This window comes from Arthrobacter sp. GmRoot5-12 (assembly GCF_059739365.1).
The window spans coordinates 1048849-1062837 of the sequence record NZ_AP046056.1 but is presented as its reverse complement, the minus strand read 5'-3'; the positions used below and the strand labels follow the sequence as shown (position 1 = coordinate 1062837).

Sequence of the window (13989 nt, the reverse complement as noted above, 5' to 3'; positions counted from 1 at the left end):
CATGACCGAACGGCACGAACGGCCAGGGCACAGGCCAAAGACTGACGGCCTGCCCAAGACTGAACCGCTGACCCCTGCGCAGCTTCGGCAGGACGCTGCCGCCAAGAGGATGCTGCGCCGCCTGGTGCAGGGCGAGAATCCACCAACCGCCCCGTTGAGCATCGTGGACCGGCTGGCGGGGAGTCCCTACGCCAACCCCACCATCCAGGTGGGTGGCGTGGACACCTCCGCCCGGAAGACCCTGGATTTCGCCCTGCACCTGGCCGAGACCATGTTCCGGTATGGCGCCGGCGCCCTGGAAGTGGAAACCAGCATCATTGCCGTCACCGCGGCCCTGGGGCTGAAAAACATCGAGGTGGACATCACCAACCAGTCCGTGGGTATCAACTACGCACCCAAGGACCAGACGCCGATCGCCCTGCTGCGCGTGGTGCGCTCCTGGACCAACAACTATGCGGGCCTGGCCAAGGTGCACCAACTGGTCACGGACATCGTGGCCGGCGGCGTGGGCCGGGATGAGGCGATCCGCCGGCTGAACGAGGCCATCACCAGCCCGAAACCCTATCCGCGCTGGATGGTCACGGCCGCCTTCGGCATCTTCGCCGCCGTGTTCGTTGGCGTGCTGGGCGGCGGTCCGGTGTCCTCGGCAGTTGCGTTCGTGGCCAATATCGGCATCAGCCTGCTGGCCCGGCAGCTGGGACGCTGGCGCGTACCGGACTTCTTCATCACCGCCAGCTGCTCTTTCGTGGTCACCATGCTGGCGCTGCTGCTCTGGCAGTTCGGGCTCACCGCATCGCCGTCCATCGTGGTGGTGGGCGGCATCCTGCTGCTCCTTCCCACCGGGCGCCTGGTGTCCTCCGTGCAGGATGCCATCAACGGCTTCCCGGTGACGGCGGCCGGACGGTTCCTGTCCACGCTGCTGACGTTCGGCGCCATCGTGGCAGGGATCGCTGTTGCCTTCGTGGTGGGGGAGCTGACCGGGCTGCAGCGCATCGACGTTACCCAGACCTTCCCGCCCGCCTACGATCTGTGGGTCCTCATCATCTTCGTAGCCGCCGCCGTGATGGCCATCGGCATTACGGAACAGACCACCTGGAAGCTCCTGCTGCCAACCGCAGCCGTAGGCGTGGCGGGCTACCTGGTGCTGCTGGGCTGCGGCCTGCTGGGCATCGGGGACCGTTTCGCCCCTGCCATGGCCGCCGTCGTCATTGGCCTGCTGGCACGGGTGGTGGCGCTGCGGATGGGTGCGCCGCAGCTGGTGGTGGCAGTTCCCGCAGCCCTGATCCTGCTGCCCGGCCTCACGATATTCCGGTCCATGTACGTCCTCACCGTTGAGGAGTCCGAGATCCTGGCCGGCGCCGGAGGAATGCTCAGCGCCGGTGCCATCGTGCTGGGAACGGCCGGCGGGATCGTCCTGGGCGACGTGCTGGCCCGGCCCCTGACCCGCAGCCTGGCAAGCAACGAGCGGCGCCGGGCGCGCCGCCGCTAGATCTGGCCGACCGGGAGCTTTTTCTCGGCCTGGAACACGTCCTCCACGCGGCCCTGCGCCCAGTAACCGGAGAGGGACACCTGCCGGCGGTCCAGGCCGCGCTGCTTGAAGAAGATTTCGCGGAGGGCCTTCATATAGCCGCGTTCGCCATGTGCAAACACATCCACGGTGCCGGTGGGCCATTCGGCCTCCGCCACCGCCCTGACCAGCAGGTCGCTGGCACCTGCCGGTGTGCCGTTGCGGGCCAGCCAGGTAATCTCCAGCCCGGCAGGGGCGGAAACGGACTGGATGTCGGCCTCGGAACCTACCTCCAGGAAGGCAAGCCCGGTTGCCTCCGCGGGCAGGGCCTCGATGCATGCGGCGATGGCAGGAAGCGCTGCCTCATCACCGGCGAACAGGTACCAGTCGGCCTCGGGGTTGGGGTTGTAGGCGCCGCCGGGTCCGGTGAAGGTCAGTGTCTCGCCCGGCTGTGCCCCTGCCGCCCATGGACCCGCCAGGCCCTCGTCGCCGTGGACCACGAAGTCGATGGCGAGTTCGCTCGCCTCCGGATCTACCCAGCGCAGCGTATAGGTGCGGGTGAACGGCCACTGCTCGCGCGGCATGGTTTCCCGGACGGCCCACAGGTCCAGCGGGGAGGGGTAGTCAACCCCGGGCTGCGGGAAAACGATCTTCACGTACCGGTCCACGAAGCCGTTGTTGGCGAAGTCGCTGAAGCCCTCCCCGCCGGCCACGATCCGGACCATGTGCGGGGACAGCTGTTCCTTGCGCAGCACGGTCAGGGTGACCTGGGGGCGGCTCTTCTTCGTGGCGCTGGTGGCGGCGGGGACGGTGCTCATAAGGCAAGCCTAAGCTAGGGCGACGGCGGGAGTTCCCAGGTTACGGCCGTTGCACCCTGTTCGCGCAACAGTTGGTTCACCCGGCTGAATGGCCTGGAGCCAAAGAACCCGCGAGAGGCGGACAGCGGGCTGGGGTGCGGGCTGATGACGGCGGGGGCGCCTGCCAGCAGCGGCTGGAGGCCCTCCGCCCCCTTGCCCCACAACACCGCCACCAAAGGCATCCTGGACCCATCCGCGGCCCGGCGGCATGCCAGGGCGGTGACGGCCGCCGTCGTAATGTCCTCCCAGCCTTTGCCCCGGTGGGACCCAGCAGATCCTGCCCTGACCGTGAGTACCCGGTTCAGGAGCAGCACGCCCTGCTCCGTCCATGCCGACAGGTCGCCATGGACGCGCGGCGGAATGCCGAGGTCCGATTCGAGTTCGCGGTAGATGTTCACCAGGCTGCGGGGGAGGGGGCGCGTGCGGGCATCGACGGAAAACGACAGCCCGACTGCGTGCCCCGGGGTGGGGTAGGGGTCCTGGCCCACGATGAGGACCTTGACGTCGGCGAGCGGCTGGCGGAAGGCGCGCAGGACGTTCGACGGCGGCGGCAGGAGTTGGTGCCCGGCCGCCTCTTCGGCAGCCAGGAAGGCCAGGACCGACCGGAGCTTGCCCTCCACTCCCTGCAGGGCCGCGGCCCAGTCCGGCGCCATGAGCTCCGCCAGGGGCAGGTCAGCCAGGTCAGCGAAGCGGGTGCCGTCCGCCGGGTCCTGCTGCAGCTCGAACAGCGCATCCGATTCAAACATCGTTCCATTCTTGCAGGCCGTCGGGGGACGCCCGCCCGCGGCACCGGGCCGGTGCAGGCGCGGGGCGCGAATGACACCGGTGTTATTCGACCGGTAGCATGAGGGTAAGACATTTACCGTAACCAGCGAAGGAGTGTGCCGTGGCGGAACCGGCCCGGGAACACCTGCCGGAGCAGGATCCACGGAAGTCCCTTTTGGCGGATTTCACCCTCCGTGAGTCCTCCCTCTCCGAGCGCGAACAGCAGATGCTGGCCCTGGAACGGCAATGGTGGAAGTACGCAGGGGCCAAGGAGCAGGCCATCCGCGACCTCTTTGACCTCTCCGCGACCCATTACTACCAGCTCCTGAACGCACTGATCGACCGCGAGGATGCGCTGGCACACGATCCCATGCTGGTGAAGAGATTGCGTAGACTACGTACGTCGCGCCACCGTGCGCGCACTGCCCGGCGCCTGGGATCCGACGCTTAACAACCCCCAGGCCGGGACAACAGCCGCAATCAACAAGGATGTCCTTCCACCATGACCAGATACGCCCGCGATGAATTCGACAAGGTCCCGGAGGCCGCGTCGCGACAAGGTGTCCACCGGACGGCCTCGGCCCCGTCCCGGGTGCGGCTGTGGCCCATCCTGGTAGTGGGGATGGCGGCCCTTGCCATAGGGCTGGTGTCCTTCCTGATCCTTCCCAAGCTGGGATTCAGCGCCACCGCGAGCCAGGCATCGGCGAGCGTGGAGTCAGCTCCGCTGGCCGGAACCGGAACCACTCCATCGGCCACGCAGGCATCCGCGCCTCCTGCTTCGCCGTCTCCGTCTGCTTCGTCTGAACCAACCCAAAGCAGTGACCCGGAGCCCCAGGCCACACCTTCCGCCACCCGGGAGGCAGCCGTCGACAGGACGCAGGCAGTGGCGGTTTACAACGCGGCAGGCACGGCAGGGCTGGCCAGCCGGGTGGCCGGAACCGTCCAGGCGGACGGATGGCGCCTCGGCCAGGTAGGCAACTGGTCCGGCGCCCCGCAGAAATCCTCCGTGATCTTCTACTCCGGCCCCCAGCAACTGGCAAACGCACAGGCGCTTGCCGGGCTGCTCAACATCCCCACCGTGGTGAACAGCACCGAATTCCAGGTGCCGCTCGTGGTGGTGCTTGGCCCCGGATACCGCTAGCCGCACCCGCTCCGCCCACGGCTGCATAACCCCAACGGAAAGAGTTGTTCATCATGGCACTGGGAACCGTCAAATGGTTCAACGCTGAAAAGGGCTATGGCTTCATCACCGTTGACGGCTCCGGTGATGACGTTTTTGTCCACTGGTCCGCGATCCAGGGGGAGGGCTACCGCGCACTGGATGAGGGGCAGAGGGTGCAGCTGGAAGTCGGGGAGGGCGAAAAAGGTCCCCAGGCAGAAAACGTCCGGCCCGCCCAGTGATGCCGTTTTACCGTTTCCCGGTCCGCGGCCGAGCGGCGCTGGCCGTTTCCCTGGGGGCAGTCCTCGCGGTCACAGCATGTTCGGGCGCCGGCGGCAACGCCAGGGTGGACCCGGTCGAAGCCTCCGGCGATGGCGTCCTCCGGGTGGGCCTGATCCTGGACAACACCGGCGGCAATGCCTTCCTTAATGCGCCCCAGCTGGCGGCCGCCAAGCTGGCCGTCCAGGAAATCAACGCCGCCGGCGGACACAAAGGCCGGCCGGTGGAGCTGCTGCTGGCGCATCCGGACCAGGAAGCCGCAGGCCAGGCCAAGGACCTGGTGGCCGCCAAGGCGGACGTGGTCATTGGACCCACCGATTCCAGCCACGCGGCCGCCGCCGTGGACATCCTGTCCCACGCACGCATACCCCTCATCTCGCCGGCCAACACCGCTGCCGCCCTCTCCGGGATCGCCAGCGGAGGCTACTACTTCCGCACGGCCGCGGCCGACGTCGCGCAAGGTCCTGTGCTGGCCAAACTCGCCAAGGACGCCGGGGCCGCCAGCATCACCGTGGTGTACCAGGAAGGTGCCTACGGCAAGGACCTGTCGGCTGCCGTCACGAAAGCCGCGCAACAGTCCGGCCTGACGGTCCTGCCCGGAGCCGCCTTCAAGCCCGGCGCCGCCGCCGAAGCCGCACGCTCCGCAGCCAAGGCCAGCCCTGACGCCGTGGTCCTGGTTGCCCGGGAAGGGGCGCAGGGCGCGTTGGCCGAGCTGAACAACTCCGGCCTCAGGGGTTCAAAAGTTCTCCTCAGCGATGGCGCCTTTGCCCGCTACGGATCAGGGCTCGCCTCCCGGACCCTGGACGGCGCCCGCGCCGTCGTCCCGGGCCAACTGCCCACCGCCGCCTTCCAGGGAAAGCTCCTGGCCGTTGATCCTTCCCTGAAGGACGTCTCGTATGCTGCTGAAACCTACGACGCCGTTACCCTGGCGGCCCTGGCGGCGGCAAGGGCCCAGGACGATGCCGGACGCTCCATCGCCGCCAACCTGGTTCCGGTTTCGGGTGGCGCCGCATCAGGCAGGACCACATCCCAGGGGATGCCCTCCGCAGGGACACCTGCCCCGGGGGCAACGGTCCCGCCCGCCCCGTGCCTGACGTACAAGGAGTGCCTGGGCGGCCTTGCTGCCAATCCGGACATCAATTACGACGGCGAGTCAGGACCGGTTGCCTTCGACTCCAACGGGGATATCACCACCGCCGTTTTCTCCGTATTCACCTACGGCCCCGAGAACAACCCCACCCCCACCGGCCGGGAGACGGCCGGACATTCAAGCTGATCGCCCTGGGCGAAGCCGCTGCCCCTACCCGCCCGTCCGGCGTCTTTTCGCTTGCACTCTCACCTGGGGAGTGCTAATTATTGAGTTAGCACTCTGACGTACCGACTGCTAAAGCAAAGCCTGGTTCCGGCCGGCGGCGCGGGGCACCGGACGAGGAGCGAAAGAAACACCTCACTTCAGTGAGATCCCCTCCCGGAGGCATACAGAGGCCGCCGTCAAAGGATCGTCCGTCGCGGGCACTGCAGCGAAGGTTCATTCTTAACGACTGTCCCGAAAGGACTACTGCCGTTATGGCCAAGATCATTGCATTTGATGAAGAGGCACGCCGCGGCCTTGAGCGTGGCCTGAACACCCTCGCCGACGCCGTTAAGGTCACCCTCGGCCCGCGTGGACGCAACGTCGTCCTCGAAAAGAAGTGGGGCGCCCCCACGATCACCAACGATGGTGTTTCCATCGCCAAGGAGATCGAGCTGGACGATCCTTACGAGAAGATCGGCGCTGAGCTGGTCAAGGAAGTTGCCAAGAAGACCGACGATGTTGCCGGCGACGGCACCACCACGGCCACCGTCCTGGCACAGGCCCTGGTCAAGGAAGGCCTGCGCAACGTTGCCGCCGGCGCCGACCCGCTGTCCCTCAAGCGCGGCATCGAGAAGGCCGTCGAGGCTGTCACCCGCGAACTCCTGGCTTCCGCCAAGGAAATCGAAACCAAGGAAGAGATCGCGGCCACCGCCTCCATCTCCGCCGGTGACGACGAAATCGGTGCCCTCATCGCCGAAGCCCTGGACAAGGTGGGCAAGGAAGGCGTTATCACGGTCGAGGAGTCCAACACCTTCGGCCTGGAGCTCGAGCTCACCGAAGGCATGCGCTTCGACAAGGGCTACATCTCCGCCTACTTCGTCACGGACGCCGAGCGCCAGGAAACGGTCCTTGAGGATCCGTACATCCTGATCGTCAACTCCAAGATCTCCAACGTCAAGGAACTGGTTGCTGTCCTGGAAAAGGTCATGCAGTCCAACAAGCCGCTGCTGATCATTGCCGAGGACATCGAGGGCGAGGCCCTGGCCACCCTGATCGTCAACAAGATCCGTGGCACCTTCAAGTCTGTCGCCGTCAAGGCTCCGGGCTTCGGCGACCGCCGCAAGGCCCAGCTGGCCGACATCGCCGTCCTCACCGGCGGCCAGGTCATCTCCGAAGAGGTTGGACTCAAGCTGGAGAACGCCGGCCTGGAACTCCTGGGCCAGGCCCGCAAGGTTGTTGTCACCAAGGACGAGACCACCATCGTTGAAGGTGCCGGCGACGCCGACCAGATCGCCGGCCGCGTTTCCCAGATCCGCGCCGAGATTGAGAATTCGGACTCCGACTACGACCGCGAGAAGCTGCAGGAGCGGCTGGCCAAGCTGGCCGGCGGCGTTGCAGTCATCAAGGCCGGTGCCGCCACCGAGGTTGAGCTCAAGGAGCGCAAGCACCGCATCGAGGACGCAGTCCGCAACGCCAAGGCTGCAGTTGAAGAAGGCATCGTGGCCGGTGGCGGCGTGGCCCTCATCCAGGCCGGTGCCAAGGCATTCGCCAACCTGCAGCTCTCCGGCGACGAAGCAACCGGCGCCAACATCGTCCGCGTTGCCATCGACGCCCCGCTGAAGCAGATCGCCTTCAACGCCGGCCTCGAGCCGGGCGTCGTGGTGGACAAGGTCCGCGGCCTGCCCGCAGGCCACGGCCTGAACGCAGCCACCGGCGAATACGTCGACCTGCTGGCTGCCGGCGTCAACGACCCCGTCAAGGTAACCCGCTCTGCCCTGCAGAACGCGGCTTCCATCGCTGGCCTGTTCCTCACCACCGAAGCAGTGGTGGCTGACAAGCCGGAGAAGAACGCCGCCCCCGCAGGCGGAGACGACATGGGCGGCATGGGAGGCATGGGCGGCTTCTAAGCCCTCCTGCCGGGACCTCTCCCGCCAACCGCAAAGTGCGGCCCCCTCGTTTGCGAGGGGGCCGCACTTTTGTGCCGGAGGTTTTGTTCCCGGCCACGGATGCGGCCTGTGCCGGCTTGGCCGCCCGGACAAGGAGCTGTGGGAGGGGAGTTACTTCCGGGCCGAATCCAGCATCCCCTGGACTTCCTTCTTGAAGGCTTCCGCCGCGGCCTGCGGGGTCATCCGGTCGTACAGCACTTCATCCGTGTACCTCCTGATGACGTTCTGGACGCTCCCTGCACCCACGGGCGGGACAGGCGGTGCGTCCTTGATGTCCGGGGCTATGTCCTTCAGGAATCCAACCACGGTGGTGTCAGCCGGCTTAAGCTGCGGGGTGATGCCCGAAACGATGTCCGGATTGGTGGGGACGCCCCTGTCGGTCATCAGGATGGCACCCGCCTCCGGACTGTTGGTGAGGTAGTTGATGAACTCCGCGGCCTGCTGGGAATGCTTCGAACGGGAGGATGCAGACCAGAACATGGTGGGCTTGTAGTACATGCCATTGCCGGCCGAGGCGCCGTCGACGCTGGGGGCCCGCAGTATCTTTATGCTGCTGCCGGTGGTGGCTTCAAGGGAACCAAGCTGGTTGGTCCACCACCAGGCCATGGCCACCCGGTTTGTTCCGAACAGGCTTTCCTCCAGTCCTGCCCCTGCATCCTCGGTTGCCACGGTGGCCGCCGGGCTGGCCTTGGAGTCGCGCTGTTCCTTGATCCGTTCCCAGAAGGACGCTGCAGTCGCGGCTTCAAAGTCGAGCTTGCCGTCCCCTGAGTACAGATTCTCGCCGTGCTGGCGCAGCCAGATGATCAGGTCGGCTTCGTTGCTGCCATAAGCGGCCCCGTAACTCTTCCCGTCACCTGCTGCGCTGATCTTCGCCGCCGTGTCCACGAAGTCTTTCCACGTCCAGGTCTTGTCGTCCGGCACGGGCACTCCCGCTGCCTGGAACACTTTCGTGTTGGCCATGATGACATAGGCGTTCCGGCCTGTGCTCAACCCGTACTGGGCGCCGCCGTACTGGCCCGACGCAAGCGCTTCCTTGTCCAGTTTTGAGGTATCGATGCCGTTTTGCCTGGACAGGTCCATCAGCGCCCCGCGGCCGCCGTATTCGGCGATGTATTTCTGGTCCATCTGGACGACGTCGGGCGCATCGTTGGCGGCGGTCTTCGTTGCCAGCTTGTCCCAGTAGCTGGACCATTCTCCCGGCTCCGCTTTGATCTTGATGTTCGGGTGCGATGCCTCAAAGGCCGCGATGACCTTGTTTGTCTGTGCGTTCAGGTATTCATTGCCCCACCAGGCGAACCGCAAGGTCACCTGGCCGTTGTCGCCTGAACCGCCGGGGGCCCCGCAGCCGGTGGCCAGGATGGAGAGTGCCAGCGCGGCCGCGCCCAGCTGGAAGCGGCGCCGGCTTACGACTGGAATCGTCATTGATGTTCCTTCCGGATGGGCTCCTTGTGCGCCGGGGTCGCCGTGATGCGCTGACCGGCGAAGATCAGAAACCGTTTTCTCGAGTGATGAAGTGATTGTGTCGCGCCCGGCATGCTCACGTCAAGAAGTTTCGGTAAGCGTTTTCCCAACCCCTGTCGCTTCGGCCGTCAAAGTTGCGCTTACGACCATTCGCACAGCCCGCTGCCGGGGCACCGAAGGGGTGCGGCAGCCCGGCCAGGCTGGGATGCTGTGGCGTCGGTCCAATGTCGGTGGCTTCTGGCAGGATGGTTTGGTGACGATTATTGCAGCGGCTGATGGTTCGGCCTTGGGAAATCCCGGTCCTTCCGGCTGGGCCTGGTATGTGAATGACGATTGCTGGCGGGCCGGGGGCTGGCCGCACGGGACCAACAACCAGGGTGAGCTGATGGCTGTCCTTGACCTCCTGCGCGCCACCGCCCACCTGCCCGGTGAGGACCTGCGCATCCTTTGCGACAGCCAGTACGTGATCAACTCAATTACCAAATGGATGCCGGGCTGGAAGCGCAAGGGCTGGCGCAAGGCAGACGGAAAACCCGTCCTGAACGTGGAACTGTTGAAGGAACTCGACCGCGAGCTGGCCGGCCGGGTTTACACATTTGAGTGGGTCAAGGGCCACGCCGGCCATGAACTGAACGAGGCTGCGGACGAACGGGCCAGGGCCGCGGCAACGGCGTACCAGCAGGGCGTGGCAGCCAGGTCCGGGCCCGGGTTCCCCGGCGGACACCACCCTGGCGCGCACCACGCAGCTGCACACCACGCAGCCGCACACCAACCTGCTGCGACCCCATCCGGCTCCGGACATGCCGCCGACGGGCAGCCCTCCGGTATTGGCTTCCCGCCCGCCACCCTGGACATCCCGACCGCTGCTCCTGGCCGCCCGGTACCAGGGGCCGGCGGCGGCGCACCGGCCGCGGGCGCCGGCAGGCCGCGCGCCACCCCTGAACCGCTCCCGGCCTTCGATGAACTTGACCTGTTCAGCGAACTGGACAGCGACGCCCTTGACATGGCCGAGGCAACGCAACAGGCCGGCGCCATCCCGCCTGAGGCGCTGGTGGAAGAGCTCGAACGTGAGCTGCTGGGCCCACTGGTGCGGGGGGATATCGGCCGGACAGCTGTCCTGCTGCACCCGGACTTCATGGAGATTGGCAGCTCGGGAAGGGTCTGGACCCGGGACGCCATGATGATGGCCCTCGAAGAGGATCCCGGTGAACGGACCGATATCGAAATCCTGGGCGCTGACCGCATCGGCACCAGCGCGGTCCTGCTGACCTACCGCAGTTTCGCCCGCTCAGGCACCACGCTGCGCAGCTCGCTGTGGGTCCTCGACGGCGGCCGGTGGCGGCTACGGTTCCATCAGGGAACGCCGGAAGCGTAGGCGAACCGTTCAGCTCACACGGGCGTCAGCTGAACCGCTGCGTGTTTCCCTGCTCCGCCTGGGCATACGTGGCCGCTGCAGAGGTCAGGGCCGCGTTGATGGACGCCAGCGACGCCTCCACCCGGCCCTGGGTGATGGTCCATTCGGTGATGAGCGCCTGGAAGTTGGTGGCCGCTGCACCGCGCCATGATCCCTGCAGTTCGTCGAGGCCACGCTTCATTGCGTGCACGTCCGCGCTGATCCGGTCCACGGTGGCCTGGACGTTCGCGGACTTCAGCTGCAGTAATTCGGTGTCGACGGAAATAATGCTCATGGCTGTGCCTTTCGATACGGCGGGCGGAGCGCCCCCGCGCCCGGCGGATCCGGGCTGCTGGGACGAGCCTATGGAGCAGAACCGGGCGGCAGCCATGGCCGGAGGACTATATGTGGATAACCGACCCGTCGCTGCCCTTGGCCCCTGCGGCACTGCGGGCGGTGGTTTCCTGCCCGTCCACGCCGCCAGTGCGGGCGGAATCCTCACGCCGCGGAAGGCTCACCACCAGCGTGGCGCCGCCGCCGTCGGTCTTTTCCACCCTTACCGAACCGCCGTGCGACCCCACGATGGCCGCCACGATGGCGAGCCCGAGGCCGCTGCCGCCCGTCTCCCTGGTCCGGGACGTGTCAGCCCGGTAAAAGCGTTCAAAGACCTTGGCTGCGTCCTCTTCCGAGATACCCGGCCCATGGTCCCGGACTTCGATGATGGAACGTTCTTCGCCGTCCGTCCCGCGGACCCCGACGGCGACTTCGATGGGGCTGCCCTCCGGGGTATAGCGCAGGGCATTGCCCACGAGGTTGCCCACCACCTGGCGCAGCTTGGCCTCATCCCCAAGGACCGGGGCCGGTGCCGCCGGACCGCCGTCGAGCCCGGTGAGCGTGATCAGCCGGGACCGGTCGCTGGCCTGGGTATCAACCACGGCGTCGTGCGCAATCAGTTGCAGGTCCACGGGCTTCTGCTGCAGCGGCCGCTGTTCGTCGAGGCGTGCCAGCAGGAGCAGGTCCTCAACCATCGAACCCATGCGCTTGGCTTCGCTTTCGATCCGACCCATGGCTGTGGCCACGTCTTCGTCCGTCGCCAGGGCGCCGTGGCGGTACAGCTCGGAGAACCCGCGGATGGTGACCAGGGGAGTGCGCAGTTCGTGGGACGCGTCGGCGGCGAAGCGGCGCATCCGTGCCTCTGAGGCGGTCCGTGCAGCGAACGCGGTCTCGATGTGCGCCAGCATGGCGTTCAGCGAGCTGCTCAACCGGCCCAGCTCGGTGGCAGGGTTCTCCACCTCCACACGGCGGGAGAGGTCACCGGCGGCAATCGCTGCCGCAGTCTTCTCCACGCGGGCCAGCGGCCGGAAGGACCTCGACACGGTCCAGCTGGCAATAAGCGAGGCCAGCAGCAGCGTCAACAGGCCCACCCCGGTGACCACCAGAGTGGCATGCTTGAGGACATCGTCAACGCTCTCCAGGGGCAGGCCGATGACCACAACTGCGGTGGTCTGGCCGTTCTGGACGGTCACTGCCACCACCCGCCAGTTTTCCCCGTCCGTTCCACGGACCTGGAAGGGAACCAGCCCGCGTGCCTGCGCCTGCTCCACGGAGATGGCGCTGATGTCCGGGTGGTCGTCCGGATCACCGCCGAAGGTGTACGGCTGCTCACCCGGGGCGAAGAGCATCAGCGAATAGTCGGTGGGAATGGAGCTGGGCGCCTGCAACTGCGTGAACGAGCGCTGTTTCCGGGCAGAGTCGACGGCGGCATTCAGCTTGTCGTCCACCTGCCCCTGGAGATAGCTGTGCAGCAGCGTCAGTGTGACCGCTCCGGTCACCGTCAGGGCCACAATCAGCAGGGCCATGATCATGGCCACCAGCTGCGACCTGAGCGAGGCCGACTTCCACCGCTTCAGCAAGGTCAGCGCTTTTCAGCCGTCCGGAGCACGTAGCCCACGCCGCGCTTGGTCTGGATCAGGGCCGGCGCCTCCGGGTCGATGTCCACTTTCCGCCGAAGGTAGGATATGTAGGACTCCACGATGGACGCGTCGCCGTTGAAGTTGTACTCCCACACATGGTCCAGGATCTGCGATTTGGACAGCACCCGGTTGGGATTGAGCATGAGGTAGCGCAGCAGCTTGAATTCCGTGGGGGAGAGCTCGATGACAGTGCCCCCGCGCCGCACCTCGTGGGCGTCGTCGTCGAGTTCGAGGTCGTCAACGCGGATCACCGCATCGTCGTCCAGCAGGGGCTGCGTCCGGCGCAGGACGGCGCGGATCCGGGCCACCACTTCGTCGAGGCTGAAGGGCTTGGTGACATAGTCGTCACCGCCCACGGTGAGGCCGGTGACCTTGTCCTCGGTGTCGTCCTTCGCGGTCAGGAAGAGGACCGGGAAGTGCTTCCCGGCGGCACGGAGCCGGCGGGTCACGGTGAAGCCGTCCATGTCAGGCAGCATGACGTCCAGCACGGCCAGGTCAGGGGCGTGCGTGTCGGCCGCGGCGAGGGCATCGCGCCCGTTGGCAGCGGAGACCACTTCAAAGCCGGCGAACCGCAATGACGTGGAGAGGAGCTCGCGGATGTTGGGTTCATCGTCGACGACGAGCAGCCTGGCTTCTGGACCGTTCTTGTTCATGTTCCCATCATGCTCCCAGTCTCTGGGAGTTGTCTGGATATTCGTTGTGAGCATGATGAAGGCCCGCTTGGGCTTACCAGTCCATTGTTCCCGGCTCGCCTTTGAAGGGACCCACCACGCGGCTGGTGATCCAGCCACCATAGAAGCGGCCCGGCTGCGCCTGCACCCGTTCCCCGTCAACTTCGCAGAAATCCATCCTCCCGGCGTAGACGGCCACCCGCCCGGCGAGCGCCTCAAACCCGGACGCCGGCTCGGGGTAGGACCAGGCAGCGCCGTCCGCCTCCTTACCCCCGCCGCGCACCGTCAGGTAATTGGCCGCGCCCTTGAACTCGCAGAAGCTGCTGCCGGCAGCAGGCTCCAGCGCGCCGGAGACGAATGCTGACTGCCGGACGTAGTACACCGGTGGATGGCTGGTCTCAAGAACGCGCAGCGAGTCGGTGGTGTCAAGGATCACCTCGCCTCCAAGGACGATGCGTATGCGTTCCGTGCTGCGTTCGATCCGGGGCGGGCGGGGGTAGTCCCAGACCGATTCCTGGCCTGGCCCGGGGACCGCGGGAATGATTCGTGGACTCATGCTTCCAGTGTGCGTCGCAGACCGCTGTTACGCACCAGGGAACCCAATTCACGGCAAGAACGTTCCGCGCCCCGCATCTTCCCCCGCCCTGCGGCCGGGAATACAGTGATGCTTGCCGGGCGGTCAAG

The 13989-nt window shown here is 66.5% G+C and carries 14 protein-coding genes; 7 read left to right on the top strand and 7 right to left on the bottom strand.

The features are described 5' to 3' along the window. Window position 1 precedes the first annotated feature (1 nt). Window positions 2–1489 carry a threonine/serine exporter family protein gene (locus tag AC6JAM_RS04760; RefSeq protein WP_018769528.1) on the top strand — a complete coding sequence of 496 codons (1488 nt, stop codon included), beginning with the start codon at window positions 2–4 and terminating at the stop codon, window positions 1487–1489. On the opposite strand, the gene AC6JAM_RS04755 is transcribed toward AC6JAM_RS04760, so the two are convergent. Together AC6JAM_RS04755 and AC6JAM_RS04750 are read right to left on the bottom strand one after the other, a co-directional pair. Next, window positions 1486–2325, bottom strand: a complete 840-nt coding sequence (locus tag AC6JAM_RS04755; RefSeq protein WP_018769529.1) for a siderophore-interacting protein — start codon at window positions 2323–2325, stop codon at window positions 1486–1488. The two genes, AC6JAM_RS04760 and AC6JAM_RS04755, sit on opposite strands and share 4 nt — an antisense overlap. A gap of 14 nt (window positions 2326–2339) precedes the next feature. After that, window positions 2340–3110 (bottom strand): uracil-DNA glycosylase, encoded by a 771-nt coding sequence (locus AC6JAM_RS04750; protein WP_018769530.1) that lies wholly within the window; start codon window positions 3108–3110, stop codon window positions 2340–2342. A gap of 140 nt (window positions 3111–3250) precedes the next feature. On the opposite strand from AC6JAM_RS04750, the gene AC6JAM_RS04745 reads away from it, so the two are divergent. The 5 genes from AC6JAM_RS04745 (at window position 3251) to groL (ending at window position 7768) form a co-directional block, all read left to right on the top strand. Beyond that, complete coding sequence (locus AC6JAM_RS04745; RefSeq protein ID WP_018769531.1) at window positions 3251–3580, top strand: DUF3263 domain-containing protein; 330 nt, start codon at window positions 3251–3253, stop codon at window positions 3578–3580. A 51-nt stretch (window positions 3581–3631) separates the two neighbouring features. Continuing rightward, window positions 3632–4270, top strand: coding sequence for a LytR C-terminal domain-containing protein (locus AC6JAM_RS04740; protein WP_056389168.1), 639 nt, complete (start codon window positions 3632–3634; stop codon window positions 4268–4270). Between the two features lie 53 nt (window positions 4271–4323). After that, window positions 4324–4530, top strand: a complete 207-nt coding sequence (locus AC6JAM_RS04735; RefSeq protein ID WP_134165653.1) for a cold-shock protein — start codon at window positions 4324–4326, stop codon at window positions 4528–4530. Then, complete coding sequence (locus tag AC6JAM_RS04730; protein ID WP_497935911.1) at window positions 4530–5843, top strand: ABC transporter substrate-binding protein; 1314 nt, start codon at window positions 4530–4532, stop codon at window positions 5841–5843. The genes AC6JAM_RS04735 and AC6JAM_RS04730 overlap by 1 nt, the downstream gene beginning before the upstream one ends. Window positions 5844–6133: 290 nt before the next feature. Next, window positions 6134–7768, top strand: a complete 1635-nt coding sequence (gene groL / locus AC6JAM_RS04725) for a chaperonin GroEL (protein WP_018769535.1) — start codon at window positions 6134–6136, stop codon at window positions 7766–7768. 150 nt (window positions 7769–7918) lie between these two features. Here groL and AC6JAM_RS04720 read toward each other — a convergent pair whose 3' ends face one another. Continuing rightward, complete coding sequence (locus AC6JAM_RS04720) at window positions 7919–9229, bottom strand: ABC transporter substrate-binding protein (RefSeq protein WP_018769536.1); 1311 nt, start codon at window positions 9227–9229, stop codon at window positions 7919–7921. 292 nt (window positions 9230–9521) lie between these two features. Between AC6JAM_RS04720 and AC6JAM_RS04715 the strand changes: the two genes are divergently transcribed. After that, on the top strand, window positions 9522–10643 hold the full coding sequence (locus AC6JAM_RS04715; RefSeq protein ID WP_497934168.1) for an RNase H family protein: 1122 nt from the start codon (window positions 9522–9524) through the stop codon (window positions 10641–10643). Window positions 10644–10668: 25 nt separating this feature from the next. Here the strand turns inward: AC6JAM_RS04715 and AC6JAM_RS04710 are convergent, their stop codons facing one another. From AC6JAM_RS04710 to AC6JAM_RS04695, 4 genes are all read right to left on the bottom strand, one after another. Next, window positions 10669–10956, bottom strand: a complete 288-nt coding sequence (locus AC6JAM_RS04710; RefSeq protein WP_497934167.1) for a WXG100 family type VII secretion target — start codon at window positions 10954–10956, stop codon at window positions 10669–10671. A 106-nt stretch (window positions 10957–11062) separates the two neighbouring features. Next, entirely contained in the window at window positions 11063–12574 is a 1512-nt protein-coding gene (locus AC6JAM_RS04705) for a sensor histidine kinase (protein ID WP_488315051.1), read from the bottom strand. A gap of 2 nt (window positions 12575–12576) precedes the next feature. Then, window positions 12577–13287, bottom strand: coding sequence for a response regulator transcription factor (locus AC6JAM_RS04700; RefSeq protein ID WP_018769540.1), 711 nt, complete (start codon window positions 13285–13287; stop codon window positions 12577–12579). Window positions 13288–13360: 73 nt separating this feature from the next. Then, window positions 13361–13861 (bottom strand): DUF427 domain-containing protein, encoded by a 501-nt coding sequence (locus tag AC6JAM_RS04695; protein ID WP_497934166.1) that lies wholly within the window; start codon window positions 13859–13861, stop codon window positions 13361–13363. Window positions 13862–13989: the final 128 nt, after the last annotated feature.

Bases quoted from the DNA above. Each gene is read 5' to 3' on its own strand.
- AC6JAM_RS04760 (WP_018769528.1), top strand. From the start codon at position 2: ATGACCGAACGGCACGAACGGCCAGGGCACAGGCCAAAGACTGACGGC.
- AC6JAM_RS04755 (WP_018769529.1), bottom strand. From the start codon at position 2,325: ATGAGCACCGTCCCCGCCGCCACCAGCGCCACGAAGAAGAGCCGCCCC.
- AC6JAM_RS04750 (WP_018769530.1), bottom strand. From the start codon at position 3,110: ATGTTTGAATCGGATGCGCTGTTCGAGCTGCAGCAGGACCCGGCGGAC.
- AC6JAM_RS04740 (WP_056389168.1), top strand. From the start codon at position 3,632: ATGACCAGATACGCCCGCGATGAATTCGACAAGGTCCCGGAGGCCGCG.
- AC6JAM_RS04735 (WP_134165653.1), top strand. From the start codon at position 4,324: ATGGCACTGGGAACCGTCAAATGGTTCAACGCTGAAAAGGGCTATGGC.
- AC6JAM_RS04730 (WP_497935911.1), top strand. From the start codon at position 4,530: ATGCCGTTTTACCGTTTCCCGGTCCGCGGCCGAGCGGCGCTGGCCGTT.
- groL (WP_018769535.1), top strand. From the start codon at position 6,134: ATGGCCAAGATCATTGCATTTGATGAAGAGGCACGCCGCGGCCTTGAG.
- AC6JAM_RS04720 (WP_018769536.1), bottom strand. From the start codon at position 9,229: ATGACGATTCCAGTCGTAAGCCGGCGCCGCTTCCAGCTGGGCGCGGCC.
- AC6JAM_RS04710 (WP_497934167.1), bottom strand. From the start codon at position 10,956: ATGAGCATTATTTCCGTCGACACCGAATTACTGCAGCTGAAGTCCGCG.
- AC6JAM_RS04700 (WP_018769540.1), bottom strand. From the start codon at position 13,287: ATGAACAAGAACGGTCCAGAAGCCAGGCTGCTCGTCGTCGACGATGAA.
- AC6JAM_RS04695 (WP_497934166.1), bottom strand. From the start codon at position 13,861: ATGAGTCCACGAATCATTCCCGCGGTCCCCGGGCCAGGCCAGGAATCG.